At 70.4% G+C, this 19819-nt stretch carries 15 protein-coding genes; 11 read left to right on the forward strand and 4 right to left on the reverse strand.

The window, feature by feature from the left end:
* Window positions 1–175: 175 nt before the first annotated feature.
* Window positions 176–715 carry a group III truncated hemoglobin gene (locus tag ACFZBU_RS04335; protein ID WP_391581956.1) on the forward strand — a complete coding sequence of 180 codons (540 nt, stop codon included), beginning with the start codon at window positions 176–178 and terminating at the stop codon, window positions 713–715.
* Window positions 716–850: 135 nt separating this feature from the next.
* Here ACFZBU_RS04335 and ACFZBU_RS04340 read toward each other — a convergent pair whose 3' ends face one another.
* Window positions 851–1702 (reverse strand): PAC2 family protein, encoded by an 852-nt coding sequence (locus ACFZBU_RS04340; protein WP_391581957.1) that lies wholly within the window; start codon window positions 1700–1702, stop codon window positions 851–853.
* A 347-nt stretch (window positions 1703–2049) separates the two neighbouring features.
* Here ACFZBU_RS04340 and metH point away from each other — a divergent pair, with 347 nt between their 5' ends.
* The 5 genes from metH (at window position 2050) to ACFZBU_RS04365 (ending at window position 9872) form a co-directional block, all read left to right on the forward strand.
* Window positions 2050–5526, forward strand: a complete 3477-nt coding sequence (metH, locus tag ACFZBU_RS04345) for a methionine synthase (protein WP_391581958.1) — start codon at window positions 2050–2052, stop codon at window positions 5524–5526.
* 76 nt (window positions 5527–5602) lie between these two features.
* Complete coding sequence (locus tag ACFZBU_RS04350; protein ID WP_391581959.1) at window positions 5603–6451, forward strand: putative RNA methyltransferase; 849 nt, start codon at window positions 5603–5605, stop codon at window positions 6449–6451.
* Window positions 6452–6580: 129 nt separating this feature from the next.
* Window positions 6581–7285: an HAD family hydrolase gene (locus ACFZBU_RS04355; protein WP_391581960.1), complete on the forward strand. Its 705-nt coding sequence runs from the start codon at window positions 6581–6583 to the stop codon at window positions 7283–7285.
* Window positions 7286–7824: 539 nt separating this feature from the next.
* Window positions 7825–9198, forward strand: a complete 1374-nt coding sequence (locus tag ACFZBU_RS04360; RefSeq protein WP_391581961.1) for a sensor histidine kinase — start codon at window positions 7825–7827, stop codon at window positions 9196–9198.
* Window positions 9195–9872: a response regulator transcription factor gene (locus ACFZBU_RS04365; protein WP_020552051.1), complete on the forward strand. Its 678-nt coding sequence runs from the start codon at window positions 9195–9197 to the stop codon at window positions 9870–9872. Before ACFZBU_RS04360 ends, ACFZBU_RS04365 begins: the two co-directional genes overlap by 4 nt.
* 40 nt (window positions 9873–9912) lie before the next feature.
* Here the strand turns inward: ACFZBU_RS04365 and ACFZBU_RS04370 are convergent, their stop codons facing one another.
* Complete coding sequence (locus ACFZBU_RS04370) at window positions 9913–10827, reverse strand: RecB family exonuclease (RefSeq protein ID WP_391581962.1); 915 nt, start codon at window positions 10825–10827, stop codon at window positions 9913–9915.
* 138 nt (window positions 10828–10965) lie between these two features.
* Here ACFZBU_RS04370 and ACFZBU_RS04375 point away from each other — a divergent pair, with 138 nt between their 5' ends.
* A complete protein-coding gene (locus ACFZBU_RS04375; protein WP_391581963.1) occupies window positions 10966–12402 on the forward strand; it encodes a cellulase family glycosylhydrolase in 1437 nt (478 codons plus the stop codon).
* Window positions 12403–12642: 240 nt separating this feature from the next.
* Here ACFZBU_RS04375 and ACFZBU_RS04380 read toward each other — a convergent pair whose 3' ends face one another.
* A complete protein-coding gene (locus tag ACFZBU_RS04380) occupies window positions 12643–13818 on the reverse strand; it encodes a M50 family metallopeptidase (RefSeq protein WP_391581964.1) in 1176 nt (391 codons plus the stop codon).
* A gap of 94 nt (window positions 13819–13912) precedes the next feature.
* Here ACFZBU_RS04380 and ACFZBU_RS04385 point away from each other — a divergent pair, with 94 nt between their 5' ends.
* Both ACFZBU_RS04385 and ACFZBU_RS04390 read left to right on the forward strand, forming a co-directional pair.
* Window positions 13913–14821: a tRNA (adenine-N1)-methyltransferase gene (locus ACFZBU_RS04385; RefSeq protein WP_391581965.1), complete on the forward strand. Its 909-nt coding sequence runs from the start codon at window positions 13913–13915 to the stop codon at window positions 14819–14821.
* Between the two features lie 81 nt (window positions 14822–14902).
* Entirely contained in the window at window positions 14903–15667 is a 765-nt protein-coding gene (locus ACFZBU_RS04390; RefSeq protein WP_391581966.1) for a hypothetical protein, read from the forward strand.
* A 33-nt stretch (window positions 15668–15700) separates the two neighbouring features.
* Here the strand turns inward: ACFZBU_RS04390 and ACFZBU_RS04395 are convergent, their stop codons facing one another.
* Complete coding sequence (locus ACFZBU_RS04395; protein ID WP_391581967.1) at window positions 15701–15988, reverse strand: ferredoxin; 288 nt, start codon at window positions 15986–15988, stop codon at window positions 15701–15703.
* A gap of 224 nt (window positions 15989–16212) precedes the next feature.
* Between ACFZBU_RS04395 and arc the strand changes: the two genes are divergently transcribed.
* Together arc and dop are read left to right on the forward strand one after the other, a co-directional pair.
* On the forward strand, window positions 16213–17982 hold the full coding sequence (gene arc / locus ACFZBU_RS04400) for a proteasome ATPase (RefSeq protein WP_391581968.1): 1770 nt from the start codon (window positions 16213–16215) through the stop codon (window positions 17980–17982).
* A 220-nt stretch (window positions 17983–18202) separates the two neighbouring features.
* Entirely contained in the window at window positions 18203–19708 is a 1506-nt protein-coding gene (gene dop, locus ACFZBU_RS04405) for a depupylase/deamidase Dop (protein WP_391581969.1), read from the forward strand.
* The last annotated feature ends 111 nt before the right edge of the window (window positions 19709–19819 follow it).

The raw sequence follows: 19819 nt of genomic DNA on the forward strand, positions 1-19819 counted from the left end.
CTGGGGGGGGGCGGCCCCCGGGGGGGGGCCCGGGCCCCCCCCCCCCGGGGGCCCCGGGCGCCCCGGGGGGGGGGGGGGGGGCCCCCCCCGCGGGGGGGGGGGGGCCCCCCGCCCCCCCCCCGCCCGGGCCGTTCGGCCCGAGCCGCCCCCGACACCCGCGCCCTAAGCTGGCGGTATGGACGGCGACCGGCGACCACCGATGCACCTCACACCGCGGACCACTCCCGACCGGGACGCGCCGCCCCCGCACACCGCGCCGCCGGCCGCCGGCCGCGCCGACATCGAAACCCGCGCCGACATCGACGCCCTGCTCCGCCGCTTCTACGGCGCGGCCTTCGCCGACCCGGTGATCGGCGCCTACTTCACCGAGATCGCCGGCACCGATCTGGACGCACACCTGCCCCGGATCACCGACTTCTGGGAACGCGCCCTGCTGCGCACCGCCGACTACCGCGGCGACGCGTTCGCCGTGCACCACGCACTGCACCGCGCCGAACCGCTGACCGCCCGACACTTCGGCCGCTGGGTTCAGCTCTGGCGGGCCTGCGTCGACGGCGGCTACGCCGGACCACGCGCGGAACGCGCCAAGGCCCAGGGCGAACGCATCGCCCTGGCCATGCTGCGCCGACTCGCCGGCCCCGACGCCCCCGCCGAGCCCGGCCCCGGCGGCTTCATCCCACTCGCGACGCTGGAACTGCGCCGCCGCTCGGCCTGAACACCCGCAGGGCCGCGCCCCGAGGCCGACAGGGCAGGGGAAGGCCCGGCCGGCGGCACCGCAGGCCGGCGACGGCCCACGCACCCCGCCCCGCGACCACCGGACCGGCGCCCCGCGCCTCCTCGCGCCGGGTGATCAGCCCTCCGGCTGATCACCCTTGCGCTTGAGATACCGCTCGAACTCGGCCGCGATCGCATCGCCGGACGCCTCGGGCAGGTCCTCGGTGTCGCGCGCGGCCTCCAGCGAGCGCACGTACTCGGCGACCTCGGTGTCCTCGGCCGCGAGCTGATCCACCCCCACCTGCCACGCCCGCGCGTCCTCGGCCAGCTCGCCCATCGGCACGGTCAGGTCCAGGAAGTCCTCCAGCCTGCGCAACAGCGCCAGCGTGGCCTTCGGCGAGGGCGGCTGCGCCACGTAGTGCGGCACCGACGCCCAGAACGTCAACGCGGGCATCCCCGCATGCGCGCAGGCCTCCTGGAACACGCCCACGATGCCCGTGGGCCCCTCGTACCGGGACTGCTCCAGGCCCACGTTCGCGGCCACCACCGGGTCCGACGTGGTGCCGTTCACCGGGACCGGCCGCGAGTGCGGCGCGTCGCCCAGCATCGCACCCAGCACCACCACCGTCTCCACGCCCAACTCGTGCGCGAAGCCCAACAGTTCGTTGCAGAACGAGCGCCAGCGCAGATTCGGCTCGATGCCGTGCACCAGCACCAGGTCCCGGCGCGGCTCGGCCAGCCGGACCACCGAGAGCCGGGTCGTGGGCCAGGTGATCCGCCGGGTGTCCCCATCCAGCCATATCGTCGGACGATTCACCTGGAAGTCGTAGTAGTCCTCGGCATCCAGGGCCGCGAACACCTCGCCCTTCCAGACCCGGTCGAGGTGCTCGATCGCGGCGGAAGCGGCATCGCCCGCGTCGTTCCACCCCTCGAATGCGGCCACCATGACCGGGTCGATCAGCTCGGGCAGGTCGTCGAGCTCGATCACCCAGTGCCTCCTTCCGGCCGGGGCCGGGATCCGTGCGCCGCGGGCACCCGTCCCCGGGGCCGCGAGAGCTGTACGGTCCCCACATTACGGGTTGAGGCACCCTCGGCCAGACCCGCCCGCGTCGACTTCGCCCACAGTGAAATCCGGGCGCCGCCGGGCAACCGAACCGCAAACACACCCCGAACGCACGGGTGAGCACGAGTGAGCATTCCGTGATCAGTGGGCGACGTCACCCGCGCGCCACCGGGCTCCGCGCGCGGATCGCATTAAGCTGGCGCTCTGGCCCGAGCCGTCTCGGCGGCCCCGGGCAAGCCGACAGCCGTCGCACCCATCGGAGACGCATTCTCATGACAGCCACCCCGCAGCAGCTTCGCGAAGCACTCGCCACCCGCGTCGTCGTCGCCGATGGAGCAATGGGAACCATGCTCCAGGCTCAGGACCCGAGCCTGGACGACTTCCAGGGCCACGAAGGCTGCAACGAAATCCTCAACGTCACGCGTCCCGACATCGTGCGCAACGTGCACAAGGAATACTTCGACGTCGGCGTCGACTGCGTCGAAACCAACACTTTCGGCGCCAACCTCGGCAACCTGGGCGAGTACGACATCCAGGACCGCATCTACGAGCTCGCCGAAGCCGGCGCGCGGATCGCCCGTGAAGTGGCCGACGGCTACTCCACCCCCGACCGCCCGCGCTGGGTGCTCGGCTCGATCGGCCCCGGCACCAAGCTGCCCAGCCTGGGCCACGTGCCCTTCGCCACCCTGCGCGACGCCTTCGAGGTCAACGCGGCCGGCCTGATCGACGGCGGCGCACACGCCCTGCTCATCGAGACCAGCCAGGACCTGCTGCAGACCAAGGCCTCGATCATCGGCTCGCAGCGCGCGCTGAAGAAGGCCGGCGTCGACCTGCCGATCTTCGCCCAGGTCACCGTCGAGACCACCGGCGCGATGCTGATGGGCTCCGAGATCGGCGCCGCGCTGACCGCCCTGGAACCGCTGGGCATCGACTTCATCGGACTCAACTGCGCCACCGGCCCGGTCGAGATGAGCGAGCACCTGCGCCACCTGGCCAAGCACGCCGGCATCGGCGTCACCGCCATGCCCAACGCCGGCCTGCCGATCCTGACCAAGGACGGTGCGCACTACCCGCTCAGCCCCGAGGAACTCGCCGACGCGCACGACAGCTTCACCCGCGAATACGGCCTCGCCCTGGTCGGCGGCTGCTGCGGCACCACGCCCGCGCACCTGAAGGCCGTGGTCGAGCGCGTGCACGGCCGCGAACTCACCCCCCGCAACCCCCGGCACGAACCCGCCGCCGCATCGCTCTACCAGTCGGTGCCCTTCCGCCAGGACCTGTCCTACCTCTCCATCGGCGAGCGCACCAACGCCAACGGCTCCAAGGCGTTCCGCGAGGCCATGCTCGAAGGCCGCTACGACGACTGCCTCGACATCGCCCGCGACCAGACCCGCGACGGCGCACACATGCTCGACCTGAACATCGACTACGTCGGCCGGGACGGCGTCGCCGACATGAAGGCCCTGGCCGGCCGCCTGGCCACCGCCTCCACGCTGCCGATCATGCTCGACTCCACCGAGCCCGAAGTGCTCGAAGCGGGCCTGGAACTGCTCGGCGGACGCGCCGTGGTCAACTCGGTCAACTACGAGGACGGCGACGGACCCACCTCGCGTTTCCGCCGGATCATGCCGCTGGTCAAGGAACACGGCGCCGCCGTCGTCGCACTGACCATCGACGAGGAGGGCCAGGCCCGCACCGCCGAATGGAAGGTCCGCGTCGCCGAACGGCTGATCACCGCCCTCACCGGCGAGTGGGGGATCAAGGTCTCCGACATCATCATCGACGCGCTCACCTTCCCGATCGGCACCGGCCAGGAAGAGACCCGGCGCGACGGCATCGAGACCATCGAGGCCATCCGCGAGATCAAGCGCCGCCACCCCGACGTACAGACCACCCTGGGCCTGTCCAACGTCTCCTTCGGCCTCAACCCGGCCGCGCGCATCGTGCTCAACTCGGTCTTCCTCAACGAATGCATCGAAGCCGGCCTGGACTCGGCGATCGTGCACGCCAGCAAGATCCTGCCGATGGCGCGCATCCCCGAGGAACAGCGCGAGGTCGCCCTCGACATGGTCTACGACCGCCGCCGCGAGGGCTACGACCCGCTCCAGCGCTTCCTGGAACTGTTCGAGGGCGTCGACGCCAAGTCGGTGCGCGCCACCCGCGCCCAGGAACTCGCCGCGCTGCCGCTGAACGAGCGGCTGGAGCGCCGGATCATCGACGGCGAGCGAGCCGGCCTCGAAGAGGACCTGGACGAGGCACTGCGCGAGCGCAGCGCCCTGGTGATCATCAACGACACGCTCCTGGCCGGCATGAAGGTCGTCGGCGAACTGTTCGGCTCCGGCCAGATGCAGCTGCCCTTCGTACTCCAGTCCGCCGAAGTGATGAAGTCCGCCGTCGCCCACCTGGAACCGCACATCGAAAAGGTCGAAGGCGAGGACGGCAAGGGCACCATCGTGCTGGCCACCGTCAAGGGCGACGTGCACGACATCGGCAAGAACCTGGTCGACATCATCCTGTCCAACAACGGCTACAACGTGGTCAACATCGGCATCAAGCAGCCGGTCTCGGCCATCCTGGAAGCCGCCGAGGAACACCGCGCCGACGTGATCGGGATGTCCGGCCTCCTGGTCAAGTCCACCGTGATCATGAAGGAAAACCTCCAGGAACTGAACACCCGCGGCCTCGCCGCCGGCTACCCGGTCATCCTCGGCGGCGCCGCCCTCACCCGCGCCTACGTCGAAGAAGACCTCTACGACATCTACGCCGGCGAGGTCCGCTACGCCCGCGACGCCTTCGAGGGCCTGCGCCTGATGGACGCCCTGATGGGCGTCAAGCGCGGCGTGCCCGGCGTGGAACTGCCCGCGCTGCGCCGGCGCAAGGTGGCCGCCGCCAAGGTGATCGAAACCGAACCCGAGGAAATGCCCGCCCGCTCGGACGTGGCGATCGACAACCCCGTGCCCACCCCGCCGTTCTGGGGCGACCGCGTGGTCAAGGGCATCCAGCTCAACGACTACGCCTCCTGGCTGGACGAACGCGCCACCTTCATGGGCCAGTGGGGCCTCAAGCCCACCCGAGGCGGCGACGGACCCTCCTACGAAGAACTCGTCGAGACCGAGGGCCGCCCGCGGCTGCGCTACTGGCTGGACCGGATCGTCACCGACAACCTGCTCGACGCCGGCGTGGTCTACGGCTACTTCCCGTGCGTGTCCAAGGGCGACGACCTGATCGTGCTCGACGACGCCGGCAACGAGCGCACCCGGTTCAGCTTCCCGCGCCAGCGCCGCGACCGGCACCTGTGCCTCGCCGACTTCTTCCGCCCGGAGGAATCCGGCGAGATCGACGTGGTCGGCTTCCAGATCGCCACCATGGGCCCGCGCCTGTCCGACGCCACCGCCAAGCTCTTCGCCGACAACGCCTACCGCGACTACCTCGAACTGCACGGCCTGTCCGTGCAACTCGCCGAAGCACTGGCCGAATACTGGCACGCCCGGGTACGCGCCGAACTCGGCTTCGCCGGCGAGGACCCGAACGACCTGGACGGCATGCTCAAGCTGCACTACCGCGGCGCGCGCTTCTCGCTCGGCTACGGCGCCTGTCCCGACCTGGAGGACCGGGCCAAGATCACCGAGCTGCTGAAGCCGGAGCGGATCGGCGTCGAGCTGTCCGAGGAGTTCCAGCTGCACCCGGAACAATCCACCGACGCGATCGTGTTGCACCACCCCGAGGCGAACTACTTCAACGCCCGCTGACCCACCCCACCCATCCGAACCGGCCACGGCCGGGGCCACACCCGCCCCGGCCGCACCGGCGGCACGAACGAGGCACATGCTCGGCGACGTCGTGGAAACCCTCGCCTGCCCGCACTGCGGCGCGGACCTGGCGGGAGACACAGCCGGCCTGCGCTGCGCCGCCGGACACACCTTCGACATCGCCCGCCAGGGCTACGTCAACCTGCTCACCGGGACGGGCTCGGTGGGCACCGCCGACACCGCCGCCATGGTCGCCGCCCGCGTCGACTTCCTCGGCGCGGGCCACTACGACCCGATCGCCGACGCGCTGACCGCCGCCTGCGCCGACGCCGCCCCCGGAACCCTCGTCGACGTCGGCGCCGGCACCGGACACCACCTCGCGCGCGTGCTCGACGCACTGCCGGGCCGATACGGACTGGCCCTGGACATCTCCAAATACGCGCTGCGCCGGGCCGCCCGCGCCCACCCGCGGATGGGCGCCGCCGTATGCGACGCGTGGCGCCCCCTGCCGGTGCGCACCGGCGCCGCGGCCCGAGTGCTCAACGTGTTCGCCCCGCGCAACCCGCCCGAACTGCACCGGATCCTGGCCCCCGAAGGCACCCTCGTGGTCGCCGCACCCACCACGGGCCACCTGGCCGAGCTGGTGCCCGCACTCGACCTCCTCCAGGTCGACGCCGACAAGCAGACACGCATCGACGCCAAGCTCGCGCCGTGGTTCACCCTGCGCGCACGGCAGAGCGTCACCTTCACCATGGCCCTCGACCACACCGCGATCGCCGGCGTGGTGGCGATGGGCCCCAGCGCCTGGCACACCGACCCCGACCGGCTGCGCTCCGCCATCGCGGACCTGGCCGACCCACTCGCCGTGACCGCTTCGGTCACCGTTTCCGCATACGACCCCGTTCGGCGGTTGCCCAATCCCTGACGGCGCCGCACAATCGAGGACCCGCCGGAGCCAACCGGCGGATCCGACCCCATGGAGAACCCGCGTGAGGAGATTCACCCACCCCATCCACACCACGATTTCCCGTACCGGGGGAGAGGCGGCCACACGATGACGGCAGCGCTCACGACCACGACCGGATCACGCCCGGGCCACGGCCTCGCGGCGGTCCTGTTCGACATGGACGGCACCCTGGTCGACACCGAACGCAACTGGTTCGCCACCGAGACCGCCGTCATGGCCGACCTCGGCTTCACCCTCACCGCGCAGCACGCCGAACACCTCCTCGGCAGCCCGATGGAGACCGCCGTCGCATACCTGCTCGCGGTCTCCGGCCTCGACGTCGCCCCCGCCGAACTCGAACGCCGGATCAACGCCGGCATGGTCGCCGCGCTGCGCGACGGCGTGGACCTGCGCCCCGGCGCCAAGCGGCTGCTCGCCGAGGTCGACGAGGCAGGCGTGCCCTGCGCACTGGTCACCGCCTCCCAGCGGGTGATCGTGGACGCGGTGCTGCCCTCCATCGGCGCCCACCACTTCCGCTTCACCCTGGCCGGCGACGAGATCGCCCGCACCAAGCCACACCCCGACCCGTACCTGACCGCGGCCCGCCGGCTCGGCGCGCAGCCGTGGGCCTGCGTGGTCGTCGAGGACTCGCCCACCGGCATCGCCTCCGGCGAGGCGGCCGGCTGCGCCGTACTCGCGGTGCCCAGCATGACGCCGATCCCGGCCGCGCCGACGCGCACCGTCGTCGAATCCCTCGAAGAGGTCGACCTGGACTTCCTGGGCGACCTGGTCCGGGCCCGCGTGGCACGCTGAGCCCGCGCCCCCCGGGGCCACCCGCCGCCGGTCGACCGGCACAAACGGGTGGGAGCGGACGGGCCCGAAGGCCCGCCCGCTCCCACATCCCCGTGCTTCCCCCGTACTGCGTTTTCCCCGTGTACTGCGTTACCGCGTTTCCCCCGTGCCGGAGCCCCCGTGCTCCGACCCGTACTGCATCCCCGTCGGTCCTGCTCGACCTCCCGGCGGCGGTTTCCCCCGTCCCCGTGACCGCCGAGAGGTCGGCCGTGCTCCGCCCGAACCCCGAAGGGCTCGGACCCCCGTACTACCCCCGTAGTACATCCCCGGGATTCCCGTTTCCGGGTTCCCCGTGTGTTGTCCAGTGTTGGCGATCGGGAAGACCAGGGCTTCAGGGAAGTCCCTCGTGTTCTCCGCACCCCCTCGCCCCTCCCGCCAGACCGTTGAGTACGGACCGCGGCTCCGCCCGCAGGAGGAGATCGGCCCACCGCTCCTCCCAGGGGACGAGACCGGGCCCCCAGGGGGTCAAAACCCCCGGCCGGGGGCCCTACCGTAAGGGTGTGCGCGCAGTGACCCCCGACCCGGACACCCCCGCCGGGACCCCAGCCCCACCCGCAGCCGGCGAATGCCTGCCCGGGCTCGCCCGAGCACGCGCCTGCCTCGCCGACATCGTCCGGGAACTCGGCCGCGACGCACGCCAACCGTGGCCGCGCCCCACCGTGCTCGACGTGGCCCTGGTACTGCTCCTGGCGGTCTTCGCCGTGGGCGGCCTGTACTTCCACGAACTGGGCATGCGCGACGTCCGCGAACCCGACGTGTGGGGCGTCCTGCTCGCGCTGCTCACCGCCTTCCCGCTGCTGTGGCGCAGTGCCCACTCGCTGCGCGTGCTGATCTGGGTCAGCGTCGCCGGGCTGATCCTGGCCGGCTCGCACTACGAATCCGCCGGCGCCGGGCTCGGCCAGATCGTCGCGCTGTACGCGGTCGCGGTCGGCCGCTCCCGCGTGCCCGCCGCGGTGGCACTCGCCTTCACCGAGAGCGCCACCGTCGTATGGCTGCTGATGCGCAACAGCGACATCGTCTTCCTCGACCTGGTCGCCAACCTGGCCGCGATGTTCGCGGTCTGGGCATTCGCCCGCAGCGTCGGCTTCCGACGCGCCTACACCGCCGAGCTGGAAGCCCGCGCCGACCGCCTGGAGCGCACCCGCGAGGCGGACACCCGGGCCGCGATCGCCGAGGAACGCGGCCGCATAGCCCGCGAGCTGCACGACGTCGTCGCGCACCACGTCTCGGTGATGACCGTGCAGGCCTCCGCCGCGCAGCGCATGGTCGCGCGCAACCCGGACCGGGCCAAGGAGGCGATGGCCGCGGTCGAACAGACCGGCCGGGGCGCACTGGTCGAGATGCGCCGCCTGGTCGGCATCCTGCGCGACACCACCGACGCGGTGGGCGGCCCCAACGAAGGCCACAACGCGCCCCAGCCGGGCCTGGACCAGCTCGACACGCTGGTCACCCAGGTCCGCGAGGCCGGGCTCCCGGTCGAGCTGTCCCTGGAAGGCGCCCCCTGCGCACTCCCACCGGGCATCGACCTGGCGGCCTACCGGATCGTCCAGGAAGCGCTCACGAACACGCTCAAGCACGCCGGCCCCGCCGAGGCCCGGGTACTGCTGCGCTACAGCCGCAGCGAACTGCTCGTGCGCGTCGCCGACGACGGCCGGGGCGGCAGCACCGTGGCCACCGGCGACCGCACCGGACACGGCCTGCTCGGCATGCGTGAGAGGGTCTCCCTCTACGGTGGACGCCTGTACGCGGGACCACGGGCCCAGGACGGCTTCGAGGTCCTCGCGCGCATCCCCCTGTCCACCACGAACACCGCCGACACCGCCGCCCCGCCGGACGGTGCCGCCCCCGACCGACTGGAGCAGACCCGCCCATGACGATCCGCGTCATCCTGGTCGACGATCAGCCACTGCTGCGCACCGGCTTCCGGATGATCCTGGAGGCCGAGCCCGACATCGCCGTCGTCGGCGAGGCCGCCGACGGCGAACAGGCCGTCGAACAGGTCCGCGCCCTACAGCCCGACGTCGTGCTGATGGACATCCGCATGCCCCGCATGGACGGCGTCGAGGCCACCCGGCGGATCGCCGGCTCCGGCCGGGACGGGGAGAACACCGCACGCGTGCTCGTGCTCACCACGTTCGACCTGGACGAGTACGTGGTCGAGGCGCTGCGCGCGGGAGCGAGCGGCTTCCTGCTCAAGGACGTGCCCGCCGACGACCTGGTCACCGCGATCCGGGTGATCGCCGAGGGCGAGGCGCTGCTCGCGCCCAGCATCACCCGGCGGCTCCTGGACATGTACGCCGCGCGCCTGCCCTCCGCCGAGGACCCCACCCCCGACACGCTCGCGATGCTCACCGAACGCGAGGTGGAGGTGCTGCGGCTGGTCGCCCGCGGCATGTCCAACGCCGAGATCGCCGCCGAGCTCTACGTCAGCGAGACCACGGTCAAGACCCACGTCGGCCACGTCCTGACCAAACTGGGCCTGCGCGACCGGGTCCAGGCCGCCGTCTACGCCTACGAGAGCGGCCTGGTCCGCCCCGGCGCGATCTGACCGCCGCCGGGCCGCCGGCGGGAGAGCGGCGCAGGGGGACCTACGCCGGCACCACCGGCAGCGGATACACCGGGGGTGTGCCACCGAACTCGGGGCACACCTCCCGGTGATCGCACCACCCGCACAACTTGGACTTCCGAGGCAGCCACTCACCCGTCCGGGTGGCCAGGTCGATCGCCTGCCACAGCGCCCGCAACTTGCGCTCCACCGCCAACAACTCGCCCTCGTCCGGGTCGTAGGTGATCACGTCGCCGCTGCCCAGATAGACCAGCTGCAACCGACGCGGCACCCGCCCGTGTTGCCGCCACAACACCAGCGCGTAGAACTTCATCTGGAACAGCGGCTTGTCCTGGAACATCGGCGACGGCGCCTTGCCCGTCTTGTAGTCCACCACCCGCAGATCGCCCGCCGGCGCCACGTCGAGCCGGTCCACGATCCCGCGCAGCACCAGGCCGTCGTCCAGCGTCGTCTCCACATACAGCTCCCGCCGGGCCGGCTCCAGCCGGTTGGGATCCTCCAGCGTGAAATAGCGCTCGACCAGCTTGTCCGCGTCCTGCAACCACGTGCCCAGGCTCGCGGCATCCGCGCCGAACAACTCCGCCAGCTCCGGCCGCTCGGCCAACAACTCGTCCCACGCCGGCCGCACCATCGCCAACGCCCGCTCCGGGGTGCGCTCGCCGCTGGGCAGGTCGAACAGGCGCTCCAGCACCGTGTGCACCACCGTGCCGCGGGTGGCCGCCGCACTCGGCTTCTCCGGCAGCTTGTCGATCACCCGCAGCCGATACAGCAGCGGACACTGCATGAAGTCCGCGGCCCGGGACGGCGACAACGACACCGGAGGCCGCGGCGCCCGCTCGCCGGCCGGAGCGGGCACCACGACGCTCGTGGTCTCGACCGCGGGTCCGACGACGGAGGATTCCTCGGCGGAGGTGGTTTCGGAGGGGCTGACGTTCATGCCGACCACCCTAAGCGCGTGGGGCGACACCCTGTGCACCCGAGGGGCCGCGCGCCCCTGTCAATCGCCGCTACCGCTCAGTAGAGTCCCGGCACCGCGAGTCCCAGGCACCCCCTTCCGCACCTCGACGGAGGCCCCATGCGTGTCCTCACCCGCCCCCGCACACACGCCGCCGCGATCGCCGCCGGCCTGCTCCTGGCGAGCCTGCCCGCGCCCGCATACGCGCACGGCGACCGGCACGGCCGCACACCGGACAAGGTCACCGTCGGCGACCGCACCTTCATCGCCGACGAGCACGGCCGGGCGACCCAGTGGCGCGGCTTCAACATCGGCGACAAGGACCACCGCGGCACGGACGCGTTCAAGAACGTCACCGAGACCCAGTTCCGCGAACTGTCCGAACGCGGCTTCAACCTGGCCCGCGTGCTGTTCTTCTGGGACGACCTGGAACCGCGCCCGGGCCGGTACAGCCGCGACTACCTGGCCCGGATCGAGCGGATCCTGGGCTGGGCCGACAAGTACCGGATCAAGGTCGTCCTGGACGCCCACCAGGACATCTACGGGCCGTACTTCAACGACCACCGGGGCAACCCGGAATGGACCACCCGCGACGAGGGCCTGCCGTACGAGCCGGTCCCCGGCGACTGGTTCGCCGAGTACTACACACCCGGCGTGCAGGCCGCGTTCGACCACCTCTACGCGGACCGCGACCTCCAGCGCGCGCACGCCGCGATGTGGATCAAGGTCGCCGCGGCCTTCGGCCGACACCCCGCCGTGCTCGGCTACGACCTGATGAACGAACCCATGGGCCGTTTCCGTGACGGCGAGGACATCCCCACCGCCGCCGCCCGGCTCGAATCGACGCAGATCACCGACACGTGGAACCGGCTCACCGACGCCATCCGCCTGGTCGACCGACGCAACTGGATCCTCGTCGAACCCACCCCCGTGGTCGGCCTCGGCCTGCCCACCGCGCTCGGCCCGATCACCGACGACAAGGTCGCCTACGCCCCGCACTTCTACGAGAGCGCGATGGAGACCGGCGCCGACTACGACCCCGACGGCGGCTTCATCGAGAACTACGAGGCCGCGATCAGCGCCTACCCGAAGGCGAACAAACTCCCGGTGATCGTGGGGGAGTGGGGCCCGCCCGACCAGTCGCTGCCCAACATCCCGCTGTTCTACAAGCGGATGACCGCGGCCATGGACCGATTCGGCAGCGGCTGGGCCGGCTGGCAATGGTGCAACGGCGGCGGCTACTGCACCCTGGACGCCGCCGGCCGAATGAAGCCCAACAACAAACTTTTGGTACAGCCCTACGCGCGCGCCGTGGCCGGCAACCCGGAGAGCTACCGCTACGACCCGGACACCCGCACCTACACGCTGACCTTCACCACCCGCCGAGGCGCCGACGGCCCCACCGAGATCGTCCTCCCCAAGGACGTCTACGCCAAGCCCCCGACCATCCGCGTCACCGGCCCCGGCCACACCCGCACCGACACCCGCGACAACACGGCCCGCATCACCACCACGAAAGAGGGCCGCTACACCCTCACCATCACCCCACCCCCCTGACCCCGAGCCCCTACCGAACACACCACCGAGCCCGGCCGGGCAAACCCCTCAGCCCGCCGGGGCTCGAGGCCAAGGAAAGCCAGGCACCACTCACGCCAACAGCAAAGAGGTGCCCGGCAAACCATCCAGCCCGGCCGGCGCTTGAGGCCAACGATGGCCCGATACCACTCACCGCAAGAGTGAAGACCTGCCGCGCAAACCCCTCGGCCCGGCCGGCGAATCAGGCCGAAAGCCCCGCCCTCAACCCCGCATCATGGCCAAAAACGCATGCTCGACATCCGTCCGGGAAAGCACCCCGTACACCCCACCGTCCGGCTCCACCACCAGGTACTCACTCGCCGGCGCCGCCCGCATCGCCACCAGCAGGTCCTCCCCGGCCAGATCCGCGCCCACCTTCATCCCCGGCACCAGATCCCGCGCCAACGGCCCCACCGCCACCCACGGTCGGCGATGCTCCGGCGTCGCCAGCACCGCGGACTCGCGCACCAGGGCCACCGGATCCCCACCGCGGTCCACCACCACCAACCCGCGCGCACCCTCCTCGTGCGCCCGCCGCAGCGCCTCCGACAACGGCACATCCGCCGCCACCGGAATCGCCCGCCGGGTCAACAACCGCACCCGCAACTCCGGCAACCGCTCCCGAAGCCGCTCCGCGCGCAGCGACTGCACCGCGCCCGCCCACATGAATCCGGCCACCAGAGCGCCGAAGATCAACGTGTACGTGCGCGCCCCCGCGTCCGCACCCAGCGACCACAACACCGCCGCGATCAGCACCACCACGGCCAGCACCCGCCCGGCCCAGGACGCGGCGATCGTGCCGGCCAACGGCCGCCCGCTGACCCGCCACACCACCGCCCGCAACATCCGGCCACCGTCCAACGGCAACCCGGGCAGCAGATTGAACGCCGCCACCAGCAGATTGGACACCGCCAGCAACGCGACCATGCGCCCCGCCAACGTGTCCACGTCCAGGGCCAGGCCGATCACCCAGAACCCGCCACCGAGCGCAAGCGACAGCGCCGGACCCGCCGCCGACACCAGGAACTCGTGCCGGGCCGTCTCCGGCTTGTCGATCTCGGACACCCCGCCCAGGAACTGGATGGTGATCCGCCGCACCGGCAGGCCCAGCCGCAGCGCCGTCACCGCGTGCGCCAACTCGTGCACCAGGACCGACACGTACAACAGCACCGCGAAGCCGAACGACAACACGAACCGCCACGGACCCAGATCCGGGAACAGGCTCTCGAACGTCGGCGCGAACAACACCGTGATCACCGCGGCGATCACGAACCACGTCGGCGCGACATAGACCGGCACCCCGAAGGGGCGCCCCATGAGCAGGCCACGCCTCGGTTCCCGGCGCGGGGCCTCGCCCTGCCGCATCCTGCGTCCCTGCGGCCTGCTCGAATCAGTCACGTCCAAGATGCTATGCAACCGAGTCCGGGTTTGACCCCCACGGGCCCGCACCCACGCGTCGGAGCGTCGCCCCCGACCGACTAGGCTGACCCCCATGTCCGAACCGACCGGTGCCGCGCGCAGGCGCGGACCCTTCCAGGTCGGGGACCAGGTTCAGCTGACCGATCCCAAGGGCCGCCACCACACCTTCACGCTCGAAGCGGGCAAGGCGTTCCACACCCACAAGGGCTCGTTTCAACACGACGCGCTGATCGGCGCTCCCGAAGGGACCGTCGTACGGTCCACCGGGAACACCGACTATCTGGCGCTGCGACCTCTGCTCCCCGACTTCGTCCTGTCCATGCCCCGCGGTGCCGCGGTGATCTACCCGAAGGACGCCGGCCAGATCCTCGCGATGGCCGACATCTTCGCCGGCGCCCGCGTCGTCGAGGCCGGCGTCGGCTCCGGCGCGCTGAGCACCTTCCTGCTCCGCGCCATCGGCGACACCGGGCAGCTCGCCTCCTACGAACGTCGACAGGACTTCGCGGACATCGCCCGCAAGAACGTCGAGCGCTACTTCGGCGCCCCGCACCCCGCGTGGAAGCTCACCGTCGGCGACCTCCAGGACAACCTCGTGGAGACCGACGTCGACCGGGTCATCCTCGACATGCTCGCGCCCTGGGAATGCCTGGACGCGGTCTACAAGGCACTCGCCCCCGGTGGCCTGGTGTGCTGCTACGTGGCGACCACCACGCAGCTCTCGCGCACCGTGGAGACCATGCGCGTGATGAACTGCTTCACCGAGCCGCAGCCGTTCGAGTCGATGGTCCGCTCCTGGCACGTCGAAGGCCTCGCGGTCCGCCCCGACCACCGGATGATCGGCCACACCGGCTTCCTGGTCACCGCCCGACGCCTCGCCGACGGCGTCGAGCCGCCGCTGCGCCGGCGCCGCCCGTCCAAGGGCTCCTACGGCGACGACTACGCCGGCCCGGGCGCGGAAGCCGGAGCCCCGCTCGAATCCTGACCCATCGTCAGGCAATGGTTGAGACAAGGCGGGCCGGGGACCCTGTTCCAGGACCCGGCCCGCCGCATAGGGTCGTCCACCGTGGCGGACGATCACTTCGAGACCCGGCCCGCGCGCGGCGACAGTACCCGCGGGCTCGTGACCACCGACGCACCACCCGACACCTCCGTGCCCAGGCACGTCGAGGTCCCCGACGTGCGCAACGGCATCGCCTTCGCCGCCGCGGCCGTCGTGTTCGTCTTCATCGTCGGCACCGGCCTGGTGATCTGGGCCGCGGCCTCGCTGGACGGCGGCATACCCGGCGTCACCGCACCGGCCAGGCACCGCCCCAACCAACAGGACCCACCGGCCGCGCCGCGCACCATCCAACCGGGCGAGCACACCGCGAACACGTCGAACCAGGGCCTATCGGTGGGCCCCGCCCCCGAAGCCGCGCAGACCGTGCCGCTCGCCGGCAGCCGCAGCCGAACCGACGCCGGCCCCACCGAGGCGGAGCTTGCGAACATCGCGTTCCCGCTCGACTGCCCGGGCGTGGGCACACGGATCAAGACCGTGCTGACCGACCCCACCGGTCCCACCGTGGTCGGGGTCGAGTGCGCAGCCGGCTCCGGCAGCCCGCCCGCGGCGCTGCTGGCCTACGGCGACGCGGACACCGGCCCACCGCGATTGGTGGCCACCCTGCTCGACATCGACGAGGGCCTCCTGGTGAGCGATGTCACCCGCAGCGGCGACACGATCACCGCCCGCACCCGGGGCTGGTCCGTCCCCGACGGGCCCCGCTGCTGCCCCGATCTGGACGGAACGCTTCGTTGGCGACTGACCCCGCTCGGTGCCCAGCGGATCTGACGCGTCGCCAGACACCGGTGTACGAAGCGGAATTCAGGCCACGTCCGGGCCAAACACCTCGACGCCGTCGGAAATCCGGCGCATGTGGATGCACTCGCCCGGGCACTTGCGTGTGGCGTCGATCACTTCCACGAGCAGCGACCCGGGCACCGGAACCACCGCTCCAGGTTCGGTGCGCAGCTCGTCGTCGGCACCCTTGACGTACGCCAGCCCGTCGATGTCCAGCTCGAAAACCTCTCGCGCGTATTGGACGCAGATGCCGTCCCCGGTGCAGAGATCCTGATCGATCCAGACCTCGAGGGGTTCGTTTTCTGCGGACATGGGGCCTCACTCTTCACCGATTCGTATCGACACGCGCTCGACAGACCCTACTCGCGCCTGCTTCCCGAGGTGATGAGGTGGGTATCTGATCCTCACAAGCGTGGGGGCAATCGCACGGGTGAAGATCGGACACGCCCGGACAGTCTTGCTGATCAAGGGGTTTCAACCCCTCCTGCCGTAGGTAGGGTCGGAGACGTCGCAGCTCCCAGGAGGAGGTGAGGGCCGTGGCAGTCCACGACGACGACATGAACCGTGGTGGTGGGAGGCCGGCTCGGGGTACGGACGACCTCGTAAGCCAGGTTTCTTTTCTAGAGCAGGAAGTCGCCGTCCTGCGTCGCAAGCTCGCCGACTCACCGCGCCAGAGCCGTTTGCTCGAGGAGCGGGTCGTCGATCTCCAGACGTCCTTGGCCGGCATGACCACACAGAACGAGCGATTGGTCGCGACCTTGAGGGAGGCCCGCGACCAGATCGTGGCCCTCAAGGAGGAAGTGGACCGACTCGCCCAACCCCCCTCGGGGTTCGGCGTGTTCCTACAGGCCAACGAGGACGGCACGGCGGACATCTTCACCGGCGGGCGCAAGCTCCGGGTGAACGTCAGCCCCAACATCGAACTCGACGAACTCCGGCGTGGCCAAGAGGTCATGCTCAACGAGGCCATGAACGTGGTCGACGCGATGGAGTTCGAGCGCGTCGGCGACGTGGTGATGCTCAAAGAGCTGCTGGAGGACGGCGAACGAGCGCTGGTCATCGGGCACACCGACGAGGAGCGCGTGGTGCGCCTCGCCGAACCGCTCCTGGATTCCCCGCTGCGTGCGGGGGACTCGCTGCTGCTCGACTCGCGATCGGGCTACGTCTACGAGCGGGTTCCCAAGAGCGAGGTCGAGGAGCTGGTCCTCGAAGAGGTCCCGGACATCGACTACACCAAGATCGGCGGTCTGCGGAACCAGATCGAGATGATCCGGGACGCGGTCGAGCTGCCCTACCTGCACCCCGACCTGTTCAAGGAGCACGAGCTCCGCCCGCCCAAGGGCATCCTGCTCTACGGCCCTCCCGGCTGCGGCAAGACGTTGATCGCCAAGGCGGTCGCCAACTCGCTCGCGAAGAAGGTCGCCGAGGCCCAGGGCAACGAACAGGGCAAGAGCTACTTCCTCAACATCAAGGGCCCCGAGCTGCTCAACAAGTACGTCGGCGAGACCGAGCGGCACATCCGCCTGGTCTTCCAGCGGGCCCGCGAGAAGGCCAGCGAGGGCACACCCGTCATCGTCTTCTTCGACGAGATGGACTCGCTCTTCCGCACCCGAGGATCGGGCGTCAGCTCGGACGTGGAGAACACCATCGTCCCCCAGCTGCTGTCCGAGATCGACGGCGTGGAGGGCCTGGAGAACGTCATCGTGATCGGCGCCTCCAACCGCGAGGACATGATCGACCCGGCCATCCTGCGACCGGGTCGGCTCGACGTGAAGATCAAGATCGAGCGTCCGGACGCCGAGGCGGCCAAGGACATCTTCGCCAAGTACCTCAAGGTCTCGCTGCCCCTGCACGACGACGACCTGGTGGAACACGGCGGCAACCGGGCCGCCACCGTCACCGGCATGATCCAGGTCGCCGTGGAGCGGATGTACTCCGAGAACGACGAGAACCGCTTCCTGGAGGTCACCTACGCCAACGGTGACAAGGAGACCCTGTACTTCAAGGACTTCAACTCCGGCGCGATGATCGAGAACATCGTGGGTCGCGCGAAGAAGATGGCGATCAAGGACTTCCTGGAACACCGCCAGAAGGGCATCCGGGTGGCCCACCTGCTCGCCGCGTGCGTCGACGAGTTCAAGGAGAACGAGGACCTGCCCAACACCACCAACCCCGACGACTGGGCGCGGATCTCGGGCAAGAAGGGCGAGCGGATCGTCTACATCCGCACTCTGGTCTCGGGCAAGCAGGGCGACGAGGCCGGGCGCTCCATCGACACCGTGGCCAACACCGGTCAGTACCTCTGATCCCGATCGAGTACCGATTGACCACCGATGCCGCGGCCCGTGTTCAGGTCGAACACGGGCCGCGGCGCCGTGCCGGGACGACATTTCCGCACAGGGCAATAGTTCCGGCCGTATCCCCAAGGCAATCCGACGGCAATAGGCTCGGCAGCATGACCAGGGTGTACCCGGATCACGGTGAGTGTGGATCGGGTACCGGCCGGGTGAGGGACGAGGGGGTCGCATGACCGTCCGGCGTGTGATGGGCATTGAAACCGAGTACGGGATCTCCGTACCCGGACATCCGAACGCCAACGCGATGTTGACGTCTTCCCAGATCGTGAACGCGTACGCCGCAGCGATGCAGCGGGCCCGCCGGGCCCGCTGGGACTTCGAGGAAGAGAATCCGCTGCGCGACGCGCGCGGGTTCGACCTCGCGCGCGAGCTGGCCGACTCCAGCCAGCTGACCGACGAGGACGTCGGTCTCGCCAACGTGATCCTGACCAACGGTGCTCGGCTCTACGTCGACCACGCCCACCCGGAGTACAGCGCGCCCGAAACCACCAATCCCCGCGACGCGGTGATCTGGGACAAGGCCGGCGAACGCATCATGGCCGAGGCCGCACGGCGGGCCGGCGAGCTGCCCGGCGGGCAGCAGATCCTGCTGTACAAGAACAACACCGACAACAAGGGCGCGTCCTACGGCACGCACGAGAACTACCTCATGCAGCGCGCCACGCCGTTCGCCGACATCGTGCGACACCTGACCCCGTTCTTCGTCTCCCGGCAGGTGATCTGCGGCGCGGGCCGGGTGGGCATCGGCCAGGACGGCTCCGCGCACGGCTTCCAGATCAGCCAGCGAGCGGACTACTTCGAGGTCGAGGTGGGCCTGGAGACCACGCTCAAGCGGCCGATCATCAACACCCGCGACGAGCCGCACGCGGACGCCGAGAAGTATCGGCGCCTGCATGTGATCATCGGTGACGCCAACCTCTCCGAGGTGTCCACCTACCTCAAGCTCGGTACCACCGCGCTGGTCCTGTCGATGATCGAGGATCGTTTCCTCGGCAACGACCTGACCGTGGACCAGCCCGTGCGCACGCTGCACGAGGTCTCCCACGACCCCACTCTCAAGCAGCTGATCACGCTGCGCAGCGGTCGCAAACTGACCGCGATCCAGCTCCAGCTCGAATACCTGGAGCTGGCCCGCAAGTACGTCGAGAACCGGTTCGGCAAGGACGTCGACGAGGACACCACCGACGTGCTCGACCGCTGGGAATCGGTGCTCGCCCGGCTGGAAACCGATCCGATGTCGCTCGCGCGCGAGCTGGACTGGGTGGCCAAGCTCCAGCTCCTGGAGGGCTACCGCCAGCGCGACGCGCTGGACTGGGACGCGCCGAGGCTGCACCTGGTCGACCTCCAGTACGCCGACGTACGGCCGGACAAGGGCCTGTACAACAAGCTGGAGGACCGCTTCGAGCGGATCGCCGGCGAGGCCGAGGTGCAGCGCGCCGTGCACCTGCCGCCGGAGGACACCCGGGCCTACTTCCGCGGTCGATGTCTGGAGCAGTACGCCGACGAGGTCGCGGCCGCGTCGTGGGACTCGGTGATCTTCGACGTCGCGGGTCACGACTCGCTCCAGCGGGTACCCACCCTGGAACCGCTGCGCGGGACGAAGGCTCACGTGAAGGACCTGCTCGACCGCTGCCGCACGGCCGAGGATCTGGTCCGCGCCCTCACGGGTGGGTGACCTCGTTCGTTCGCGGGAACAAAGCGAATGAACGGATAAATCCCGTTCCGGAACACCTGGCATCCGACACTCGTTGGCACTTACACCCCCGATCCTTCGGGATCGGGGGTG

Origin of the sequence: Embleya sp. NPDC008237, assembly GCF_042956465.1 — a bacterium.
Taxonomy (GTDB): Bacteria; Actinomycetota; Actinomycetes; order Streptomycetales; family Streptomycetaceae; genus Embleya.